The following is a 19,666-nucleotide window of genomic DNA, read 5'->3' as shown; positions in this document are numbered from 1 at the left end:
GCTGCCAGCGCTTGCTGCATAAGCGCTAGCGGCCAATTTGGCTGTTATTCCTCGTCGCCTTCCGCTTCGCGCTTGATCTCCAGCGCGCGCTCATACAAGGTGTTGCGGTTGGCGCCGGTGATTTCGGCGGTGAGCTTGACGGCCGTCTTGGTCGGCAGCTCAGCCAGCAGCAGGCGCAATACGCGCTCGGCTTCGCCGTTTTCCTGCTGCAGCTCCACCGGGTGCAGCACGATGACGAACTCGCCCTTGCTGCGCGTGGCTTCGGCTTCCAGCCAGGCGGCGACGTCCTGCGCGGCATGGGTGCTCACCTGCTCAAACTGCTTGGTGATTTCGCGCGCCAGCGTCACCTTGCGCTCACCCAGCACGGCCAGGGCTTTGACCATGTCCTGAATGCGGTGTGGCGCTTCCAGCAGCACGGTGCAGCGCGGCTCTGCCGCCAGCTTTTGCACGGCCGCCTGGCGCTCGGCATTTTTGGTGGGCAGAAAACCGGCAAACACAAAGCCGCCATCGGTCTGGCCGGGGGGCACGCAGCCTGCCACGCTGATGGCGCTAGTCACGCTGCTGGCACCGGGCAGGGGCATGGCGCGCAGGCCGTGGGCCTGCAGCGCAGCGCACAGGCGCGCGCCGGGATCGCTCACACCGGGAGTGCCAGCATCGCTCACATAGGCAATGCGCTGGCCTTGCTGCAGGCGGGCAATGATGCCTGCGGCGGCCTCGGCCTCGTTGTGCTGGTGCACGGCCAGCAGCTGGCTGCCGGGGCGGTCCAGCCCGTAGCTGCGCAGCATGCCCTGGGTGTGGCGTGTGTCTTCGCAGGCAATGGCGTCCACGATCTGCAGCACGTGCAGGGCGCGCAGCGAGATGTCGGCCAGATTGCCGATAGGCGTGGCGATGACGTAGAGCACGCCTTGTGGATAATTTTGCGAGGCAGCTGCATCACGCGCTGCTGTCAATGCCGATGCAAAAGAGGCACTCAATGTTGTTCCTTGAAATGGGGCGCCAAGGCCCCTTCATGCAGTGGCGCAGATTGTACGTATCAGTGCTCAAATATGCGGCCCGCAGCGCCTGTGCTATACCCCATGCTATGGCCTTGCCTGGCGAGAAAGAATGCTTGCGTGAGGGGGGAACAGTGCATCAGGAGGAAAATGACATGCGAGATTTCGAAGCCGTACAGGCGGCAGTGCAGGCCGCGTATCAAGCCCACGGGCAGGCCCAGGGCGGCGCCAATGCCAACTACATTCCCTTTCTGGCAGACATTCCCAGCCATTTGTCAGCCATCGCTGTGGTGACGGCTGCAGGGCAAGTGGCTACCGCAGGGGATGCACAGTACCGCTTTGCGCTGGAGTCCATCTCCAAGGTTTGCGCGCTGGCACTGGCGCTGGAAGACTGGGGGGCTGAAGCCATCCACAGCAAGATTGGTGCGCAGGCTACCGGCTTGCCTTTCAACTCGGTCATTGCACTGGAGCTACATGGCGGCAAGCCCCTGTCACCGCTGGTGAATGCTGGTGCCATGGCGGCGACCAGCCTGGTTAAGGCAGCTTCCGTGGAAGAGCGCTGGCAGCGCATGCTGCAGATGCAGCAGGCCATGGGTTCCAGCGAGATCGCACTGTCACCATCGCTGAACGATTCCGAGCAGAGCACCAATGGGCACAACCGTGCAATTGCATGGCTGCTGCAGTCAGCAGGCTATATGTATTGCGACCCCATGGAGGCCTGTGATGTGTATACGCGCCAGTGCTCAACCTTGCTGAACACGCTGGAGCTGGCCACCATGGGGGCGACGCTGGCTGCAGCAGGTGTGAACCCCTTGACCCGCCAGCGCGTGCTGCAGGCCGCGCATGTACCCAAAATTCTGGCCGAAATGATGATGGAGGGCATGTATGAAAGCTCGGGCGACTGGGCGTATGCCGTGGGCCTGCCTGGCAAGAGTGGCGTAGGTGGCGGCATTGTGGCGGTCGTACCTGGCGTAATGGGAATTGCAGCGTTTTCGCCACCGCTGGACAGTGTGGGCAACAGCGTGCGTGGGCAGAAAATGGTGGCCCATGTGGCACAGGCGCTGGGCTACAACCTGTTTAAGGGGGCAGCGTCATGACAGCCATTGCTACAAGGGGGAGGGGCAGATATGCATTGGTGGCAGCGTGGGCGCAGCACGGCTGCAGCTACCCACACGGACGCTCAGATGCAGAGCACATGCAGCAAGGGGCAGCAGGCTGAAGATCAGGCACTGGCCTATCTGCAGGCACAAGGCCTGCGGTTGTTAGCGCGTAATTATCGAACGCCCGGACGCGGAGGGGGTGAGATTGATTTAATCCTGCAAGCCGCAGATGGCACGGTGGTGTTTGTGGAAGTGCGCAGCCGCAGTCACACCGGCTTTGGTGGTGCAGGTGGCAGCATTGGCCATGCCAAGCGTCAGCGGCTCATCCATGCCGCGCAGTGCTGGCTGCAGGCGCAGGGCAGTGCAGCAGCCTGCCGCTTTGATGTGGTGCTGATGGACGCAGGCCAGCTGCAGTGGATTGCATCGGCATTTGAGGCAGACTGACCACGGGTCTGCCTGCGGGAACTGCGGCAAGGCGATGCAGTCCCTTACTGAACGCTACAAAATCCGAGAAAGCCCACAGTTATCATCACCACCCCATGCTTGATCAACAAATTCAACAACATTTCATCGACAGCGCGGACCTGAAGTACCAGTCCGCACAAGCGCTGAGTCTGCCCATTGCCTCTGCCATTCAGGCGCTGGTTGCCAGCATCACCGGCGGCGGCAAGATTCTGGCCTGCGGCACGGGGGCATCGGCCAGCCAGGCACAGATGTTTGCAGGCCTGTGCGTCAGCGGCTTCGAGCGTGATCGGCCGGAGCTGGCAGCGGTGGCACTGACCTCGGACAGCGGCTATCTGGGAACCATTGCGGGCACGCCCAGTCTGTCCAACCACTATCTGGCGCGGCAGGTGCGTTCGCTGGGCCAGGCTGGCGATGTGCTGCTGGTGATTTCCATCACCGGCAATGAAACCTGTCTGTTGGATGCGGTGGAGGCCGCCCACGAGCGCGACATGATGGTGGTGGCCCTGACTGGTCATACCGGTGGTGCGCTGGCGGGCCGCATGCGTGAAACCGATACGCTGATCTGTGTGCCCCACGAGCGCCCTGCGCGCGTGCGTGAGGTGCATGACCTGGTGCTCAATTGTTTGTGCGATGGTGTGGATACCCAGTTGCTGGGCGAACAGGAGATGTGATGAAAAAACAATGGTATCGAACAGGGGTAGCGGTACTGGGAGGTACTTTGCTGCTGGGCAGCCTGACGGCATGCGTGCCGCTGGTGCTGGGTGGTGGCGCTGTGACCACGGCCATGGTGGCGACGGACCGCCGCACCTCTGGAATGATTGTGGAAGACGAACGCATTGAGCAAAAGGCTGCAGCCAAGATCCGCGAAATCCTGCCCGAAGGCTCCCGCGCCAGCGTGACCAGCTTTAACCGCACGGCCATGATCACCGGCGAAGTACGCACGGCTGCGCAGAAGGAAGCGCTGGAGCGTGCCGTGGCCAGCGTGGAGAACGTGCGTCGCGTGGTGAACGAAGTGCAGGTCGTGCCTTTTGTGTCTTCGCTGAGCCAGCGCTCCAAGGACGCTTTCATCACCAGCAAGGTCAAGGCCAGCTTCCTGGATGCCAAGGACTTGCAGGCCAACACCATCAAGGTGGTGACCGAGCAGAACGTGGTCTATTTGATGGGCATTGTGACGCCCCGCGAGTCCAAGCGTGCGGCGGAAATTGCGCGTGGCGTCAATGGCGTGAGCAAGGTGGTGCGCGTGTTTGAAACCATCAGCGAAGACGATCTGGCCAACTACAAGGCCCGCGAGGAAGCCCTGGAAAAGCAGGGCACTGCCGCACCTGCAGTGCAGGCAGCGGAGCCTGTCGTGGAAATCACGCCGGTGAAATGATGGCAGTTGCAAGCTGATAAAAAATCCCGGAACGTCCGGGATTTTTTTATGCGCGTTGGCTGCTGAGGGCAGGGGGCAGGTCTACAGCAGGCGGAAGTGCTCGGTGCCAGCCGCCAGATTGGGGTTGTGCGCACGCTTGCTGTGCAGCTTGATCTGCAGGCGCAGGTCGTTGACTGAGTCCGCATTGCGCAGCGCGTCTTCGTAGCTGACGGTGCCGCTGTCGTAGAGGTCAAACAGGGCCTGGTCAAAGGTCTGCATGCCCAGTTCGCGGCTTTTCTTCATGATTTCCTTGATTTCCACCACATCGCCCTTGGCGATCAGGTCAGAAATCAGTGGTGTATTGAGCAGCACTTCCATGGCCGCCACACGGCCCTTTTCGTTCTCACGTGCCAGCAGGCGCTGCGAGATCATGGCGCGCAGGTTCAGCGACAGGTCCAGCAGTAGCTGTTCGCGGCGCTCTTCGGGGAAGAAGTTGATGATGCGGTCCAGCGCCTGGTTGGCGCTGTTGGCGTGCAAGGTGGCCAGGCACAGGTGACCGGTTTCCGAGAACACGATGGCGTGCTCCATGGTTTCGCGGTCGCGGATTTCGCCCATCAAAATGACATCCGGCGCCTGGCGCAGGGAGTTCTTGAGCGCAGCCTCCCAGCTGTCGGTATCCAGCCCCACTTCGCGCTGCGTGACGATGCAGTTCTTGTGTGGGTGCACGAATTCGATGGGGTCTTCGATGGTGATGATGTGGCCTTCGGAGTGCTCGTTGCGCCAGTCCACCATGGCGGCCAGCGAGGTGGATTTGCCCGAGCCTGTCGCACCCACAAAGATGCACAGGCCACGCTTGGTCATGGCTACCTCCTTGAGCACCTGCGGCAGGCCCATGCGGTCAATCGAAGGAATGTCGGCAGGAATGCGGCGCAGCACCATGCCTACGCGCCCCTGCTGCATGAAGGTGTTGACGCGAAAGCGTCCGATGCCTGCTGGCGAGATGGCGAAGTTGCACTCCTTGGTGCGCTCAAACTCTGCCACCTGGCGGTCACTCATGATGGAGCGCGCCAGCGTCAGCGTGTGTGCGGCCACCAGAGGCTGGTCCATAAGGCGTGTGACCTTGCCGTCCACCTTGATGGCGGGCGGAAAGTCGGCCGTGATGAACAGGTCACTGCCCTTGCGCGCCACCATCAGTTTGAGCAGGTCGTTGATGAATTTGCTGGCCTGATCGCGTTCCATGGCTGATGTCTCCAATCGCTAGGGCTTAACCGGGGAAGTTCTCGGGCGACTTGGCCTTGCTGCGTGCCTCGGCAGCGCTGATCACATTGCGGCGCACCAGATCGGTCAGGCACTGGTCCAGGGTCTGCATGCCCACGTTGGAGCCGGTCTGAATGGCCGAGTACATCTGTGCCACCTTGGCTTCACGGATCAGATTGCGGATGGCGCTGGTGCCAATCATGATTTCGTGCGCTGCCACGCGGCCATTGCCGTCCTTGGTCTTGCACAGCGTCTGCGAAATCACGGCCTGCAGCGATTCCGACAGCATGGCGCGCACCATTTCTTTTTCTTCGGCGGGGAAGACGTCGATGATACGGTCGATGGTCTTGGCGGCACTGGAAGTGTGCAGGGTGCCGAAGACCAGGTGGCCAGTTTCGGCGGCGGTCATGGCCAGGCGAATGGTTTCCAGGTCACGCATTTCGCCGACCAGAATGCAGTCCGGGTCTTCACGCAGGGCAGAGCGCAGGGCGGCAGAGAAGGAATGCGTCATGGGGCCCACCTCACGCTGGTTGACCAGGCTTTTCTTGGAGGTGTGCACGAATTCGATGGGGTCCTCCACCGTCAGAATGTGGCCGTGCTGGTTGCTGTTGAGGTAGTCCACCATGGCCGCCAGTGTGGTGGACTTGCCCGAGCCGGTAGGGCCGGTGACCAGTACCAGGCCACGGGGCTTGAGCGCCAGATCGGCAAAGATCTTGGGGGCGTTGAGGTCTTCCAGCGTCAGGATCTTGCTGGGAATGGTACGGAACACGGCCGCTGCGCCACGGTACTGGTTGTAGGCATTGACACGAAAGCGCGCCAGCCCGGCAACTTCGAACGAGAAGTCCACCTCCAGATGCTCTTCATAGGCCTTGCGCTGGCTGTCCGTCATGATGTCGTAGACCATGGCGTGCACGGTCTTGTGGTCCAGCGGGTCCACATTGATGCGGCGTACATCCCCGTGCACGCGGATCATGGGAGGCAGCCCTGCGGAAAGGTGCAGGTCAGAGGCCTTGTTCTTGACGCTAAACGCTAGCAGGGTGGTGATGTCCACTGCAGTTCTCCCTCTCTGAATCTCACATGGTTTTGTGCCACCTTGCCCGGCGAATTGCGCTCAGTGGCAGGATGGTTTGGTACGCTTCAAAAGATTATGACCACGATTGCCAACAAGCTCCAAAGCGTTCACACGCAGATTCATGAAGCATGTCAAAAGTGCGGCAGACAGCCCACACAAGTGTCGCTGCTGGCCGTGTCCAAGACCTTTCCGGCCGAAGCCGTGCGTGAGGCCGCACTGGCTGGCCAGCGTGCCTTTGGGGAAAACTACATCCAGGAAGGCGTAGACAAAATTGCTGCCGTGCGTGCCATGGTGGATGTGCCAGCGCTGGTCTGGCACTGCATTGGCCCCATCCAGAGCAACAAGACCAAGCTGGTGGCCCAGCACTTTGACTGGGCACACACCGTTGACCGCGACAAGATTGCCCAGCGCCTCAATGACCAGCGTCCTGAGGAATTGCCACCGCTGCAGGTATGCATTCAGGTGAATGTGGATGGCGGCAGCACCAAGTCAGGCTGTACGCCGCAGCAGGCGCTGGAGCTGGCACACGTCATCACGCAGCTGCCGCGCCTGCAGCTGCGCGGGGTGATGAGCATCCCCGACCCACAGCCTGATGACGCAGCCATGCTGCAGGTGCACCGCAAGGTGGTGCAGGTGTTTGAGGACATTCGTGCCAGCGGCATGGCGGGGCTGGAGCGGTTTGACACCATCAGCCTGGGCATGACAGCCGATATGCACACCGCGATTGCGGCAGGCAGCACCATGGTGCGGGTGGGCAGCGGCATTTTTGGCGCACGCGACTACAGCCACAAAGCCTGAGTGCAGGCAGCATATGCACAGGCATATGCCTGCTATACAGAAAGTCTGAGCAGGCTCGCGCGCCGAAAAACGGCGTGCTAAGCTGATTTCCATAGCAATAGGGGCCTGTGCCGCCCGCATAAACTGGAGAAACAATGCCTGGACTTTTGCCTGATATCGATCCTGATGGGCTGCTGGAATTTTCGGTGGTCTATACCGACCGTGCGCTCAACCACATGTCCAAACGCTTTGTGGGCGTGGCACAAGACATTCTGGGCGTCCTCAAGGAGGTCTACCACGCCCACACCGCTGTGCTTGTGCCCGGCAGCGGCACCTTTGGCATGGAAGCGGTGGCTCGCCAGTTTGCCAATGGGCAGAAGGTGCTGATTGTGCGCAATGGCTGGTTCAGCTACCGCTGGACGCAGATTTTTGACACCGGCAACTTTGGTCTGGGTGGCGGCGCCGTCGTCTGCAAGGCGCGCAAGCAAGGCACGGGCAGTCAGGATCCATGGGCACCTTGCCCGGCGGAGGAGGTGGCGGCCACGATCCGTGCCGAAAAGCCCAAGGTGGTGTTCGCACCCCATGTAGAAACCGCCAGCGGCATCATCCTGCCGGATGACTACATCCGCACCATCAGCGATGCCGCGCATGAAGTGGGCGCGCTGCTGGTGCTGGACTGTGTGGCATCCGGTGCCATGTGGGTGGACATGGTCAAGACCGGCGTGGACGTGCTGATTTCCGCGCCGCAAAAGGGCTGGAGCAGCTCCCCCTGCTGCGCCATGGTGATGCTCTCCGAGCGCGCACGCACGGCGATTGAAGACACGCAAAGCTCCAGCTTCTCGTGCGATTTGAAGAAGTGGATGCAGATTGCCGAGGGCTATGAAAAAGGCCAGCACGCCTATCACACGACCATGCCTACCGATGCACTGGTGCGCCTGCGCGATGTGATGCTGGAAACCCGCGCCTACGGCTTTGCCAGGGTGCGGGAAGAGCAGATGGAGCTGGGCCGCCAGGTGCGTGCCCTGCTGGAGTCCCGCGGCTTCCCCAGTGTGGCGGCCGAAGGCTTCAAGGCCCCCGGTGTGGTGGTGAGCTACACCACGGATCCAGACATCCAGAATGGCAAGAAATTCCTGGCAGCCGGCCTGCAGACCGCCTCTGGCGTGCCGCTGCAGTGCGATGAGGGGGCTGACTTTCAGACCTTCCGTATTGGCCTGTTTGGCCTGGAAAAATGGCACAACGTGGAGCGTACTGTCGGACACCTGCAAGCGGCACTGGATGCCATGGGCATCACCGCTGCCAAGTCATGATGGCTGCGTGATCTTTCTAACCCTGAAAAGCGTTTTGCATATGAAAAAACAAGTTTTTGCGCTGGCCGCTGCCAGCCTGCTGGCGGTAGGCGCAGCCCACGCTGCCCCTGAAACCACACCCAGTGGCCTGATCTACGAAGTCATCACCGAAGGCACAGGCGCACAGCCTCAGGCCACGGATACCGTGCGTGTGCACTACCGTGGCTGGTTTCCTGAAAGCGGCAAGGAGTTCGACAGTTCCATCGCACGCGGTCAGCCCATTGACTTTCCCCTCAATGGCGTGATCCCATGCTGGACCGAGGGCGTGCAGAAAATGAAGGTCGGCGGCAAGGCGAAGCTGACCTGCCCGCCCAGCATTGCCTACGGCAGCCGTGGCGCAGGTGGTGTGATTCCACCGAATGCCACGATTAATTTTGAGGTGGAGTTGTTGGGGGTGAATGGCAAATAAGCCATTGCGCTATGTTGCAAGCCGCAAACCAAAGAAGGAGGCCAAGAGCCTCCTTCTTTGATGGTGCATGGCCGAGTTTTAGAACTCGATGTTCGCCTTCAGCCACAGAGTGCGGCCTTCGGGGGCAGAGCCCTTCACAGAGCGGCCGCCCATGTAGTAGTCGTTGTACCAAGTGTTGCCAATCTTCTGGTACTTGTTGAAGTCCTTGTCCAGCAGGTTGTAGATATTGGCGCTCAGGGTCACGTTTTTATTGACCTTGTAGTTCGCGCCCAGATGTACCAGGGTGTAGGCCTTGAGTTCGTTATTGAAGAGTTCGTAAGCCTTTAGATTATCTGGATCATTCGCTTTTGGCTTGGTATCGAAGCGACGGCTATGACCGCGGTATTCCACTCGGCTCCACACCGACCATTGCTGGCTGGGCTTCCAGTTCAGCGTCAGATTGGCAACGTGCTTGGCGGTATCGCTGAGCTTGCCAATGACCTCGCCGTCCTGCAGTAGTTCGCTGTCCGTCCAGGTGTAGTTGGCAGCAATATCCCACTCGGGCGAGAACACATACTTGGTGCCCAGCTCAAAGCCCCAGGTCTTGGCGCGATCACGGTTGATGTAGAACGTGCTGCTGCCCGCGCAGCCAGGCAGGATGCCAACGCAGCTGTCGGAAGAAATCTTGTTCTTGAGCTTGTTGTGGAAGGCCGTGATATTGCCAGTCCAGCCCTGTTGGTTGTTAAACAGCATGCCCAGCTCGGTGCTGGTGCTTTCCTCGGGCTTCAGATTGGGGTTGCCATAGGTGATTGTCTGGCCCTGACCGGATACACCGGAGGGGCCATCCACCAGCTGGTTGATCTTGGGTGCACGGAAGCCCTTGCTGATGCCGCCCTTGAAGGTAAAGACATCGGTGGCATTCCACACCAGGTAGGCGCGGGGATTCCAGTGGCCGCCGAATTTGTCATGGTGGTCGTAGCGCAGGCCGCCGGTGGCGATCAGCGTGTCCGTGATGGACCATTCATCTTCGGCAAACACCGCCCAAGTGTCCTGCTTGAAGCGTGGCGTGCCCTTGAGCTGGGGCAGCCCGTCCTCGGCCACTGCATGCACCAGCTGCGAGCCTGCGGTGAGCAGGTGGCGCTCGCCAAGCGGGCTGGTCAGTTTGGTGTCCCAGATGGTGCTGGTGGATTTGAGCTTGCGATCCGTGCCAATCAGATAGCGCAGTGGATCGTTCTGACCGAAGGCTTCCGTGGGCAGGGTGCGGCCCTTGGTGTCATTGGTGGTGCGGCTGAGGCTGGTCTCGAAATTGCCGATGCTGAAGTGCCCTTTGTAGCCAATGGCCAGCTGCTCACGGTCAAAGCGCAGGTAGTCCTTGTAGCCATGGGCTGTGTTCGATGGCTTGCCGCAGTCATTGCGGGCCGTGCCGTCAACGCTGCCCAGCTCGCAGTGGCGATTGTCGTACTTGGTCCGCGCAGTCTCCACATCCAGCCAAAGCTCATGTCCCGCAGCAGGTGAAAGTGTGAACTTGGCACCCAGGGTGTACTGGTCGCTCTTGGGCGGTGCGATGCCCTTGTAACTGCCTGCGCTAGCACCAGCGGGCAGATCTAGCTCCGACTTGTCGCGGTTGTAGTAATTGCCGCGAATGGCAATGCCCAGCTTGTCCTGCTGGATAGGGCCATTCAGATAGAAGCTGGTTTTTTGCGCAGCACCTTGGTTGCTGTGTTCTGGCAGCGAACCTTCGATTTGAACGCTACCGCCCCACTCCTTGGCAATCTTGCGCGTAATGATGTTGATCACACCGCCCATGGCGTCCGAGCCATACAGGGTGGACATGGGGCCGCGCACCACTTCAATGCGTTCAATGGCAGACAGCGGGGGAATCAACGAGGTCTGGGAAGCGCCAAAGCCATTGGGTGTGGTGTCGCCAGCAGCACTGACGCGGCGGCCATCCACCAGGATCAGCGTGTAGTCGCTGGGCATGCCGCGAATGCTGATGTCAAAACCGCCTGTTTTGCCTGTGCCTCCGCGTACGTCAATGCCTTCTACGCCTTGCAAAGCGTCGGCCAGATCACGGAAGTTCTTGGTTTCCAGATCCTGGCGGGTCACCACCGAAATCGAAGCAGGCGCATCTTTGATCTGCTGTTCAAAGCCGGAGGCAGAAACCACCACCTCAGACAGGGTCTGTGTGTTGTCCTGAGCGATGGCGGAAGCACATGCTGCGGCAGCAAGCGCCAGCAGCGTAGGGCGAGTGAAAAATGGAACAGATTTTTGAGGCATAGCAATCTCAGCCAGGGGCTGACATGAAAGGAATACAAGGGGATGGCCGCAGTGGCGCGGCGGTACCGGTTGCGTCTTGTCTTGAGCCGGAATCGGTTGACGACGTGGATTATGCGTTTCTTAATGAAAATACTTCTCAGTCGCGTAGTTTTTTGCTGTAAACCTGTAGCCTGTAAGCAACAAGTTGTGAGATCTGTGCTACGGCATGTAATGGCTTGAGGAGGGCCTCGCAGATAGGTCTATGCAGTGAAATTTGTTATTTAAATCAATAGTTTGTTTTTTTTGCAGGTGTGGGGCGGTCAGCTTGCTCTGCCGCGATGTGTGCATCTCCTTGTTCCCCGCCATTTCTTAGGGCGATCTGCAGTCCATTGATGTGCATTAGTGAGACACTAATGAGATTGATTCTTATTAGATTTCTCGAAGCCAAAAATGACTCCTTTGCGCATTTCCTATCCAACTTTTGCTGCAGCCATCATGGCCGGTGGTGTGTTTTCCTCGTTTGCGGCTGATCCGCTGGCACAGCCTTCGCCAGAGCAGGTGCTGGGCGCGATGGTGGTGACGGCTTCGGGTTTTGAGCAGACAGTGGAAGATGCTCCCGCATCTATCACCGTGATCCCTCGTGAAGAGCTGGAAAAGCGCTCCTATCGCGATGTGACAGATGCCTTGCGTGATGTGCCCGGGGTGCTGGTTACGGGAGGCGGCAGCTCCAGCGATATCAGCATTCGCGGTATGGCAGCTGGCTACACCATGATTTTGGTCGATGGTCGTCGTCAGAACTCGCGTGAGACTCGCCCCAATAGTGATGGTTCCGGCATCGAGCAGGGCTGGCTGCCTCCACTGAGTGCGATTGAGCGCATTGAGATTGTGCGTGGCCCGATGTCATCGCTGTATGGCTCTGATGCCATGGGCGGTGTGATCAACATCATCACGCGCAAAGTACCGCAGCAATGGGGTGGCAGTGTGCGTGCGGAGACCACGCAGCAAGAAAGCTCTGATGCTGGCGATATCTACCAGAGCAGCTTTAATGTTGGTGGTCCGATCAAAAATGAAGTGCTGGGTTTGCAAATCTATGGTCAGACTTCACACCGCAATGAAGACAAGATTGTCAATGGTTTTAGTAAGCAGAGCACAGAGGCTTTGAATCTGAAGCTGAATCTGGCAGCAGACAAGCAAAATAATTTTGATTTTCTGGTTGGCAGAACGATTCAGAAACGTGAATCCAATCCCGGCAAGTCCATGGCCTTGGAATCATGCGGTAGAAAAGGGTGCTCACCTAATAATCCATCACATCAGAGCTACTACAAAAATGACTACAGCCTGGGTCATCAAGGAAGTTACGCATGGGGCAAGATTAATACCTACCTTCAGCGTGAAGAAACAGATAATCCTGTGCGAAAGATGAACCTGGTGAATACGGAGTTCAACAGCCAGGCCATATTGCCCCTCGGAAGCTCCAATGTGACAACCGTAGGTGTTTACTACCGAAAAGAAAGCTTGGATGACCAAGGTAATGAACTGAAGGGTAGCACGCGTAATCATATTGATCGTTACCAGTGGGCGTTGTATGCAGAAAATGAATTTGCTGCGACTGATACTTTTAGCTTGACGACCGGTTTGCGCATGAACCGTGATCAGAATTACGGTACGGAGTGGACGCCGCGTATCTATGGCGTCTGGAAGGCTGCAGAGCAGTGGACGGTCAAGGGTGGTGTTTCGACGGGCTTCAAGGCGCCCGCACTGCGTGCAGCGGTTGCAGACTGGGGGCAGATTACGGGTGGTGGAGGCGATCCTGCCATCATTCTTGGCAACCCAGATCTGAAGCCTGAAAAATCTCTGAGTCAGGAAATTGGACTGGTGTTTGATAACAAACGCAATTTTATGTCCAGCGTGACTCTGTTTAACACCGATTTCAAGGACAAGATTTCTGAGGAACGTGTATGTGAAGACACGGATGGCGGTGGAAGCAGTATTTCGACAGGTAATTGTGTGGTCAATGGAACGAAATACAAGTTCATCAGTGAGCGCATGAATGTCGATAAGGCGAATATGCGCGGTATTGAGCTGACGGCAACCTGGAATATCATTCAAGATCTGCAGCTTGCGACCAACTATACCTTTACCAAATCTGAGCAAAAGAGCGGAAAATTTGCAGGTCGCCCGCTGAATAAGCTGCCCAAGCATATGCTCAATGCTACTTTGGACTGGAATGCCAACTCCAGCACCAATGTCTGGAGTCGCGTGAACTTCCGCGGCAAATCTTCGGACTATTTGAGCCGTACATCCATGGCGAATAATCAGACACCATCGTTTACGTTTGTAGATGTGGGTGTCAATTACAAACTGAAAAAAGACGTGAAACTGGGCTTTGGTATTTACAACGTGTTTGATAAGAAAGTGGATAAGGATACGTATGACGCTCACTACGATGGTCGTCGCTACAACCTGAGCCTGACAGCCGCCTTCTGATAAATCACACCATGTCCCTGTTGCCAGCGGCATCAGGGACATTTCTTTGGGAACACTATGAACCGCTACTTGACTCTCACAGCATTGGCGCTGGCATCCAGCATGAGCCTGGGCGTAATGGCTGCAACAACACCCCAGGCCCACAAGGCAGGTGTCGCCCAAGCCGAAGCTGTATCTACCGTTGCTGCACCTGAGCGCCCCGTCGTCTACGACCTCGCCACGCTCGACACCATGCAGGCGCTGGGCATTCCCGTTGCAGGCGTGCCCAAGGCGCAGTTCCCTGCATACATGGCTGGCTATGGCGATGCCAAGTACACGGTCGCTGGCACCCTGTTTCAGCCTGACTACGAGGCGCTGAGCCAGATCAAGCCTGATCTGATCATTGTGGGCGGCCGCTCGGCGGCGAAGCAGGACGTGCTGAGCAAGATTGCGCCTACGCTGGACTTCAGCGTCAAGCCTGCAACGATGCTGCAGGACATTGAGCGCAACATCACCCAGATTGCCGATATGTACGGCAAGCAGGAGCAGGGCAAGGCTCTGGTCGCCAGGATCAAGTCTGAAGTGGCTGAGTTGAATCAACTGGCTGCCAAGGCGCAGCCCGGTGTGCTGCTGATGGCCATCAACGAACGCATCATGCCCCAGGCCCCTGGTGCACGTTTTGGCTTCCTGTTTGATGTGTTGGGTGCCAAGTCGCAGCTGACGGCCAAAGATATTCCTGCGCGTGGTGGCCCGGCCTTTACGTTTGACGATCTGGCCAAGCTGCAGCCCGAGTGGATTTATGTGATTGATCGCAACACAGGCGTGGGCGCAGCGGCAGGCGGCGGTGAGATCATTCCTTCGACCAAGGTGTTTGATAACGACAAGGTCAAGTCCACACCTGCCGGTCAGAAAGGCCAGATCGTGTTTCTGGACCCCAAGGGCTGGTACCTGATGGGCAGCACAGGCCCTACGGCTTTGCTGAACAATGTGCAGCAGCTCAAGCAGGCCTATCGTGCTGCGGGCATTCAGTAATGCTCTAAAAAACAGAGCTATTAGCGCTGGCCAGTATTGGTTTTGATGCTGATAGCACTTTAAAAGCAAAGAGCAGCCTGCGCAGGCTGCTCTTTTTTGTTTGTGTGGTGTGCTTAGGCGTCGTCGCGATTTTGTTCTGCAGCCGCCTGCTCATCCTTCAGCAAATGCTCGCCAATCTGCTTCCAGGCCTTGGCAGCGTCGTGCTCGCCGGCAAAGTGGTGGCAGCTGGCGGCGGTCATGGCGATGCGGCCATTTTCGGGGTCCAGGTCAAAGGCCAGTTCGCACTGCGCAGCGGCATTGGCCCACATCACCAGCGCATTGGCAGACTCTTCTTTTTGCAGGGCATAGGCTTCTGCCATCCAGGCCTGTGCCAGGCGAAAGGCGGCGATGGCATGCGTAGGGTCTGCCTTGTGGGCGTGGTAGAAGTGCTTGCCAGCTTGCTGCCACAGAGCGCGTGCCTGTTGAAAGTCCTGGGTGGCCACGGCTTGCGCCTGGGCGACCAGAGCGTTGCCGGATTGCAGGTGTTCTTCAAAGCTGGGTTCGGTCATGGTGTGCGCAGCATGCAATGGATGAAAACGGCATTGTGGCGCGGAGTGTGAAGACATGCGCTGTGCATGACTTCTGCGGCGGCTCATGTGCTGGTGTTGCTCATGAAAAAAGAGCTGCTAGCGCTTGTGAAAAGTGATTTTCAGGCACTTTTCATTCTCAATATAAGGAGAATATTGCGCTAGCAGCTCTTTTTATGAGAGTGGCTGGTGTTCCAGCACCTCTCACATGTCCACAGAACTTATTGCACCGGCACCAGCAGGGCGGGCATGCCAAATTCCTGCAAAGTGGCATTGCTGTTCTGGAAGTATTGGTTCCAGAAATCCTTGAGTGCATTCATGGCCTGAGGGGAGCGATACACCCCGCTGTCCTGGGCGCGCCCTTTGCTTTGGGCATCTTGCACCAGGCCTGCTCCCAGCACAAAGACGCGTGCACCGTCCAGATCGGCCAGCATGCTGGCTGAGGTGGCTTTTTGCAGCTCTGCGCCAGGATTGAGCTGGCGCACATTGCGGTTGGCGTAGAAGCTGCTGACGGCAGAGTTTTCCAGCATGTCCGAAACCAGGAACAGCACCTTGGAGCTGGCTGGCGACTGCTTGATGCGTGCAGACATTTCCTTGACGCTGGCCATGACGTCAGACTTGGCATAGTCAGGGTTGATGCCTGACAGCGCCTGCTGCAGCGCTGCAGCAGCGGTCTTGCGTACAAAGTTCTGCTGGCTGACCAGGCAGGCATCAAAGTTGCGGAGCACCTTGACGCCAATGCTGTTGCGCGCGCTTTCGGGCAGCGTGACTTCCATGGCACCAGCTGCCAGCAGTTCCAGGTAGCGGCCCTGGCCGAAGGACGAGAAGGTCGCAATGGAATAAGCCGAGCCGGGCTGCAGAACGCGGGCGACGTTTTCAATGACCGACTTTTGCAGCGTGGCGTCCAGCGGCGTGGTTTGATCCAGCAGGATAAAGACTTCCCGCTCTGGTACGGGCGCTGCCATGGGCAGCTTGTTGGCGGTATAGCAGCTGGGAACGGAGCCTGTGGCGGCCCAGCTCAGTGAGGCGGTGCCCAGCAAGGCACCGGTGAGAATGGTTTTCCAGAAAGACATGATGACCAGCCGTCCTTAGAACAGATCGTTGGCTTGAACCGCTGCAGCGCGGACTGCCTTGCGTTCTTTCAGCCATGTCAGCAGCGCCGGGTTGCTGCGCATGCTGTCTGGCAGGCTCAGGAAGTAGGCTTTCTCGGCATCTGCATTGTTCAGACGCAGCATTTCTTGCTGGACCGCTGCCAGTGTCGGCGCAGGTGCTTCTACGGGTGCAGCAGGCGCGGAGGGCGGCGTTGCAGTCACTGCAGGCTGTGTGTGCACTGGAGCGGAGACGGGCACGGCTGGTTGCACGGCTGGATATGTCTCTGGTGCAGGATTGCTTTCGGTCAGCGGGTCTTCCATCATCTCCTGGGCACGCTGCTCACGCAGGAAATCATCAAAGCTCTTGTTCAGCGACAGCTTGGTGTGCGACTTGCTCTCGATGCGCTGCTGCAGGTCCTTGAGGCGGCCGTTGACCATGTCACGCAGGGGGCGGTAGTACGACAGATAGTCTTCGTAGGTCGAAAAGCCACCTGTGGCTTTGAACGCCTGGTCTGATTCGCGGCCTGCAAAACCGTACTTGTAGCCAGTGCCCATACCCACGATCTGGGTAATCACAAAGATAAAGCCCAGCATGGCAAATGCCGCCAGTCCTTCTTTGGAGAAGGCGTTCATTTCTTCGTTCTTGGCCTGGGAGTCGGCGGCATTTTGCGAGGAGGTCACCGATTCAGGCAGCAGCAGAGCATCAAAAGGATTGCCGGATGCCTGAGAAGAAGAGGCGACATGGGCCTCTCCCGTCACGACGCGCGCCATTTCTGCTTCCATGTTCTGCACCCGCATATAGGTGGAAACAATGGCAATAAAGGCAATGGCAATGATCGCGATAATGCCGCCAGCGTAGCTGCCCACATCATGCGAATGCTTGCCTACGCGGTTGATGGTCTGCTTGAAGTCAGGCTCTCTGGAGTCAATGTCCTGGTCATCCTTCAAGGCCACGGTGTGGACGGAGTATTCATCGCTGCCACGTTCTTTGTAGCGCGCAAAGCAGGAGCGCAGCAAGGATGTGCGGTAGTACTGGTGTCCCGCAAAGTGGGTCAGTGCCACCAGAATCACGCACAGCACCAGCACGATGGCAAACATCAGCAGGGTGTGGGTGTTGGCACTGCCTTCACGGGCCATCCATGAGCCCAGCAGGTAAGAGAACCCCATGCCTTCTGCAATCACCAGAATGACCAGCAGAAACCAGGCCCACATGGGGGTAGGAGTGCGGCCCAGGTCCGCAGATTTGCGCATGTATTCGATGCGTTGATCAAACATGCGGCGGGTAATCAGATTGACAAAAGGCTTGTATGCCGCGCAAAGCTTTTCTTCTGCGCGCAGCCAGCCGTTATTGCCCTTGGTTTTGTCGCGCGACAGACGTGCAATCGTGCCAATGACTGGGAAAGTCGCCCAGAAATCCACCACCCACAGCTTGAATCGCTGGTTGGCGATATAGGCCATGATCACCAGTGCGGCCGCAGCCATGGTGCCTATGGCCACGATATTCTTGGTGATAAAACCGAAAAAGTCTTCCATTGGTTATTCCTGTTTTTTAATGGTCAGAATTTATTTGGCCAAGCGTGGCTGAATTTCTGTCTGGTAGTAGTCGCCCTGGCCTGGGTAAATCAGGTTCCCGGCAATGGCTGTCGTCGCATTGCGATGGGGAATCAAAATGTCCATGCATTGCACCGGACCAGCGTTGAACACGCGGTACAGCAAGCCGCGTTCACCCAGATAGGCGTTGACTTCCGGCTTGCCGCTGTAGTCTGGCTTGGCCTTGGCATTGCCCTCGTAGTTGCGGTAGATCTGCAGTTCAGGCTTGTTGGCAGGAACCACGCCATCCCTGAGGACTGCCACGCGGTTCAGCGCGACGAGGTGGCCGTTGACCGTCGCCACCCAGCTGCTGTTGTAGACGCCGGGCAGATAGTCTTTGGTGCGCAGCTGGCCATTGGCCAGTGACTTGACGCCATGCGCCACGCGTGGGCGGTCCTGCAGGCAGCTGAGCAGTAGGGCGGTCTCATCGGCCTGTGCCACGGGCAGCCATGAAAAAGTGCCCGTGCTTTTGGCTCCACCCAGGGCCAGGACCATGGGCTGGCCATTGACGGGAACGCCTCCAAAGTCGATGGGGCCGGGTTTGACCGCAGTGGCTCGTGCGGGCTTGGCGGGCTGGCTGGCTGCCGCAGATGCAGCTGCAGGAGTGCTGGCTGTGGTCTGCGCAGGTGCGCTGTCCTTGCTGCGCGCCGTGGTGGTTTTGCTGGCCGTGCTGTCTTTTTTGGCTGCTGCGGTAGTTTTCTTGGCCCCTTTGCTGGGGATGACAGGTGCGGCCTCACTGGCAGGACGGTAAAAGGCCGTGTTGGTGCGGCGGCCGCCAGAGAGGAAGTTGTCAAAGGCAAGGTCATCGCTCAAATCGATGATTTCCACACGGCGGTTGCGTGCGCGGCCTGCTTCCTCCGTATTGCTGGCTACAGGCAGTGTTTCACCTGCGCCCTGGTAATAGATTTGAGAGCGCTTGAACCCTGCTTTGGCAAAAATTTCTGCGACAGCCTTGGCGCGCTCTTCGGACAGGCGGGCGTTGGTAGTGGAAGGGCCGGTATCGTCGGTGTGGCCCACCAGCAAGATACGCATCTTCTGGTGGCGCTGAGCCTGCGCTTCTGGGGTGCTGCCCTGAATAGGCTGCAGGTAGGTCTGCGCAATGGCTTCAAATGCTTCGCGCCCACTTTGGGTGAGCTTGGAGGAGCCCACCTGAAATTGCGATTCATTCTGCACAGAGACGCTCAGGCCTTGTTTGGTCTGTTTGTCACCTTCTGTCAGCTTGATATCGTTGACCTGCATTTGCAGCTGGTGCTGCTGCGCGAGCTTGGACAGTTCGCAGCGTCGCTGGTCAATATCCTGACCGATCAATGCACCAAACAGAGCGCCTACACCTGCACCAATGATGGCGCCGGTGGCATTGTCGCCAATGGCAACCCCAGCCGCCGCCCCCAGCAGACCACCAGCGGTGATACCGATATTGCGGGCATTGTTGGAGCATGGATCACTGCTGGCGAAGGTTTCTTTCAGTGCATCTCCCGCACCTTGCAGCGTCTGGCAGCCAGTCATGGTGAGCAGGGTAGCAGCAGCTGCAGTCAGAGTGAAATTCCGTTGGATATGAGGCCGCATGGAGATATTTGTTATTGATTGAATTTAGAGGTGTCTGCGTTGGCCTTTAATCAAGGGTATTAAATATTTAAAACACTTGCGGCCATGTTTAATGTAACAAAAGCCCTTATGAGAAACAACGAAGTTGCGTGGATGGCAATGGAGTGAGTATCTGTGGTTTCTTTTGCATGGTGTATGCGCAATGGTCTGGGATGCACGGGGCTTGCTGGGCATGCAGATGTCTGCTATTTGCGAGAGCCCTGCAGGGCTCACAGGCTCGGTGAGAGGCGCCACCTTGCCCCAAGCTCCAAATTGCGGCCGGTGCAGCCACACGCTGTTTTAAAGATGTTTTGGATATAAATAATTAATTTT

At 58.1% G+C, this 19,666-nt stretch carries 17 protein-coding genes; 9 read left to right on the top strand and 8 right to left on the bottom strand.

Annotated elements, in window-relative coordinates; translation table 11 throughout:
- Positions 1–44: 44 nt before the first annotated feature.
- Positions 45–974, bottom strand: coding sequence for a 16S rRNA (cytidine(1402)-2'-O)-methyltransferase (gene rsmI, locus F7P80_RS02995; protein ID WP_151042601.1), 930 nt, complete (start codon positions 972–974; stop codon positions 45–47).
- A gap of 173 nt (positions 975–1,147) precedes the next feature.
- Here rsmI and glsA point away from each other — a divergent pair, with 173 nt between their 5' ends.
- The 4 genes from glsA to F7P80_RS02975 all read left to right on the top strand — a co-directional run bounded on the left by glsA (position 1,148) and on the right by F7P80_RS02975 (position 3,929).
- Entirely contained in the window at positions 1,148–2,089 is a 942-nt protein-coding gene (gene glsA / locus F7P80_RS02990) for a glutaminase A (protein WP_151042596.1), read from the top strand.
- Between the two features lie 30 nt (positions 2,090–2,119).
- A complete protein-coding gene (locus F7P80_RS02985) occupies positions 2,120–2,536 on the top strand; it encodes a YraN family protein (RefSeq protein ID WP_082669770.1) in 417 nt (138 codons plus the stop codon).
- Positions 2,537–2,631: 95 nt separating this feature from the next.
- Positions 2,632–3,228: an SIS domain-containing protein gene (locus tag F7P80_RS02980; RefSeq protein ID WP_054065576.1), complete on the top strand. Its 597-nt coding sequence runs from the start codon at positions 2,632–2,634 to the stop codon at positions 3,226–3,228.
- Entirely contained in the window at positions 3,228–3,929 is a 702-nt protein-coding gene (locus tag F7P80_RS02975; protein ID WP_151042593.1) for a BON domain-containing protein, read from the top strand. The genes F7P80_RS02980 and F7P80_RS02975 overlap by 1 nt, the downstream gene beginning before the upstream one ends.
- 81 nt (positions 3,930–4,010) lie before the next feature.
- On the opposite strand, the gene F7P80_RS02970 is transcribed toward F7P80_RS02975, so the two are convergent.
- Positions 4,011–5,147 (bottom strand): PilT/PilU family type 4a pilus ATPase, encoded by a 1,137-nt coding sequence (locus F7P80_RS02970; RefSeq protein ID WP_054065574.1) that lies wholly within the window; start codon positions 5,145–5,147, stop codon positions 4,011–4,013.
- Positions 5,148–5,172: 25 nt separating this feature from the next.
- The gene (locus F7P80_RS02965) at positions 5,173–6,216 is read right to left on the bottom strand and encodes a type IV pilus twitching motility protein PilT (RefSeq protein ID WP_054065573.1); all 1,044 of its coding nucleotides are present in this window, start codon (positions 6,214–6,216) and stop codon (positions 5,173–5,175) included.
- 96 nt (positions 6,217–6,312) lie between these two features.
- Between F7P80_RS02965 and F7P80_RS02960 the strand changes: the two genes are divergently transcribed.
- The 3 genes from F7P80_RS02960 (at position 6,313) to F7P80_RS02950 (ending at position 8,769) form a co-directional block, all read left to right on the top strand.
- Positions 6,313–7,035 (top strand): YggS family pyridoxal phosphate-dependent enzyme, encoded by a 723-nt coding sequence (locus tag F7P80_RS02960; protein ID WP_077345458.1) that lies wholly within the window; start codon positions 6,313–6,315, stop codon positions 7,033–7,035.
- A 134-nt stretch (positions 7,036–7,169) separates the two neighbouring features.
- Entirely contained in the window at positions 7,170–8,321 is a 1,152-nt protein-coding gene (locus F7P80_RS02955) for an aminotransferase class V-fold PLP-dependent enzyme (RefSeq protein WP_054067161.1), read from the top strand.
- A gap of 40 nt (positions 8,322–8,361) precedes the next feature.
- Entirely contained in the window at positions 8,362–8,769 is a 408-nt protein-coding gene (locus tag F7P80_RS02950; protein ID WP_151042590.1) for an FKBP-type peptidyl-prolyl cis-trans isomerase, read from the top strand.
- Positions 8,770–8,847: 78 nt separating this feature from the next.
- On the opposite strand, the gene F7P80_RS02945 is transcribed toward F7P80_RS02950, so the two are convergent.
- The gene (locus F7P80_RS02945) at positions 8,848–11,025 is read right to left on the bottom strand and encodes a TonB-dependent receptor domain-containing protein (protein WP_151042587.1); all 2,178 of its coding nucleotides are present in this window, start codon (positions 11,023–11,025) and stop codon (positions 8,848–8,850) included.
- A 429-nt stretch (positions 11,026–11,454) separates the two neighbouring features.
- Here F7P80_RS02945 and F7P80_RS02940 point away from each other — a divergent pair, with 429 nt between their 5' ends.
- Together F7P80_RS02940 and F7P80_RS02935 are read left to right on the top strand one after the other, a co-directional pair.
- The gene (locus tag F7P80_RS02940; RefSeq protein ID WP_151042584.1) at positions 11,455–13,491 is read left to right on the top strand and encodes a ligand-gated channel protein; all 2,037 of its coding nucleotides are present in this window, start codon (positions 11,455–11,457) and stop codon (positions 13,489–13,491) included.
- 57 nt (positions 13,492–13,548) lie between these two features.
- The gene (locus tag F7P80_RS02935) at positions 13,549–14,502 is read left to right on the top strand and encodes a siderophore ABC transporter substrate-binding protein (RefSeq protein WP_249041355.1); all 954 of its coding nucleotides are present in this window, start codon (positions 13,549–13,551) and stop codon (positions 14,500–14,502) included.
- A gap of 113 nt (positions 14,503–14,615) precedes the next feature.
- Here the strand turns inward: F7P80_RS02935 and F7P80_RS02930 are convergent, their stop codons facing one another.
- The 4 genes from F7P80_RS02930 to F7P80_RS02915 all read right to left on the bottom strand — a co-directional run bounded on the left by F7P80_RS02930 (position 14,616) and on the right by F7P80_RS02915 (position 19,255).
- Positions 14,616–15,050 (bottom strand): hypothetical protein, encoded by a 435-nt coding sequence (locus F7P80_RS02930; RefSeq protein ID WP_151042581.1) that lies wholly within the window; start codon positions 15,048–15,050, stop codon positions 14,616–14,618.
- A gap of 239 nt (positions 15,051–15,289) precedes the next feature.
- On the bottom strand, positions 15,290–16,141 hold the full coding sequence (locus F7P80_RS02925; protein WP_054067164.1) for a hypothetical protein: 852 nt from the start codon (positions 16,139–16,141) through the stop codon (positions 15,290–15,292).
- Positions 16,142–16,156: 15 nt separating this feature from the next.
- Positions 16,157–17,692, bottom strand: coding sequence for a hypothetical protein (locus F7P80_RS02920; RefSeq protein WP_151042578.1), 1,536 nt, complete (start codon positions 17,690–17,692; stop codon positions 16,157–16,159).
- 30 nt (positions 17,693–17,722) lie between these two features.
- Positions 17,723–19,255, bottom strand: a complete 1,533-nt coding sequence (locus F7P80_RS02915) for an OmpA family protein (protein WP_170265324.1) — start codon at positions 19,253–19,255, stop codon at positions 17,723–17,725.
- Positions 19,256–19,666 lie beyond the last annotated feature (411 nt).

It is taken from the genome of Comamonas kerstersii (assembly GCF_008801935.1).
GTDB lineage: Bacteria > Pseudomonadota > Gammaproteobacteria > Burkholderiales > Burkholderiaceae_C > Comamonas > Comamonas kerstersii.
This window is presented reverse-complemented; position numbering and strand designations above follow the sequence as displayed.

What these genes read in the sequence shown, in the direction of transcription:
- F7P80_RS02930 (WP_151042581.1), bottom strand. Translation starts at nt 15,050, where the DNA reads ATGACCGAACCCAGCTTTGAAGAACACCTGCAATCCGGCAACGCTCTG.
- F7P80_RS02970 (WP_054065574.1), bottom strand. Translation starts at nt 5,147, where the DNA reads ATGGAACGCGATCAGGCCAGCAAATTCATCAACGACCTGCTCAAACTG.
- F7P80_RS02945 (WP_151042587.1), bottom strand. Translation starts at nt 11,025, where the DNA reads ATGCCTCAAAAATCTGTTCCATTTTTCACTCGCCCTACGCTGCTGGCG.
- F7P80_RS02925 (WP_054067164.1), bottom strand. Translation starts at nt 16,141, where the DNA reads ATGTCTTTCTGGAAAACCATTCTCACCGGTGCCTTGCTGGGCACCGCC.
- F7P80_RS02975 (WP_151042593.1), top strand. Translation starts at nt 3,228, where the DNA reads ATGAAAAAACAATGGTATCGAACAGGGGTAGCGGTACTGGGAGGTACT.
- F7P80_RS02915 (WP_170265324.1), bottom strand. Translation starts at nt 19,255, where the DNA reads ATGACTGGCTGCCAGACGCTGCAAGGTGCGGGAGATGCACTGAAAGAA.
- F7P80_RS02980 (WP_054065576.1), top strand. Translation starts at nt 2,632, where the DNA reads ATGCTTGATCAACAAATTCAACAACATTTCATCGACAGCGCGGACCTG.
- F7P80_RS02950 (WP_151042590.1), top strand. Translation starts at nt 8,362, where the DNA reads ATGAAAAAACAAGTTTTTGCGCTGGCCGCTGCCAGCCTGCTGGCGGTA.
- F7P80_RS02940 (WP_151042584.1), top strand. Translation starts at nt 11,455, where the DNA reads ATGACTCCTTTGCGCATTTCCTATCCAACTTTTGCTGCAGCCATCATG.
- F7P80_RS02960 (WP_077345458.1), top strand. Translation starts at nt 6,313, where the DNA reads ATGACCACGATTGCCAACAAGCTCCAAAGCGTTCACACGCAGATTCAT.
- glsA (WP_151042596.1), top strand. Translation starts at nt 1,148, where the DNA reads ATGCGAGATTTCGAAGCCGTACAGGCGGCAGTGCAGGCCGCGTATCAA.
- F7P80_RS02955 (WP_054067161.1), top strand. Translation starts at nt 7,170, where the DNA reads ATGCCTGGACTTTTGCCTGATATCGATCCTGATGGGCTGCTGGAATTT.
- F7P80_RS02935 (WP_249041355.1), top strand. Translation starts at nt 13,549, where the DNA reads ATGAACCGCTACTTGACTCTCACAGCATTGGCGCTGGCATCCAGCATG.
- F7P80_RS02920 (WP_151042578.1), bottom strand. Translation starts at nt 17,692, where the DNA reads ATGGAAGACTTTTTCGGTTTTATCACCAAGAATATCGTGGCCATAGGC.
- F7P80_RS02985 (WP_082669770.1), top strand. Translation starts at nt 2,120, where the DNA reads ATGCATTGGTGGCAGCGTGGGCGCAGCACGGCTGCAGCTACCCACACG.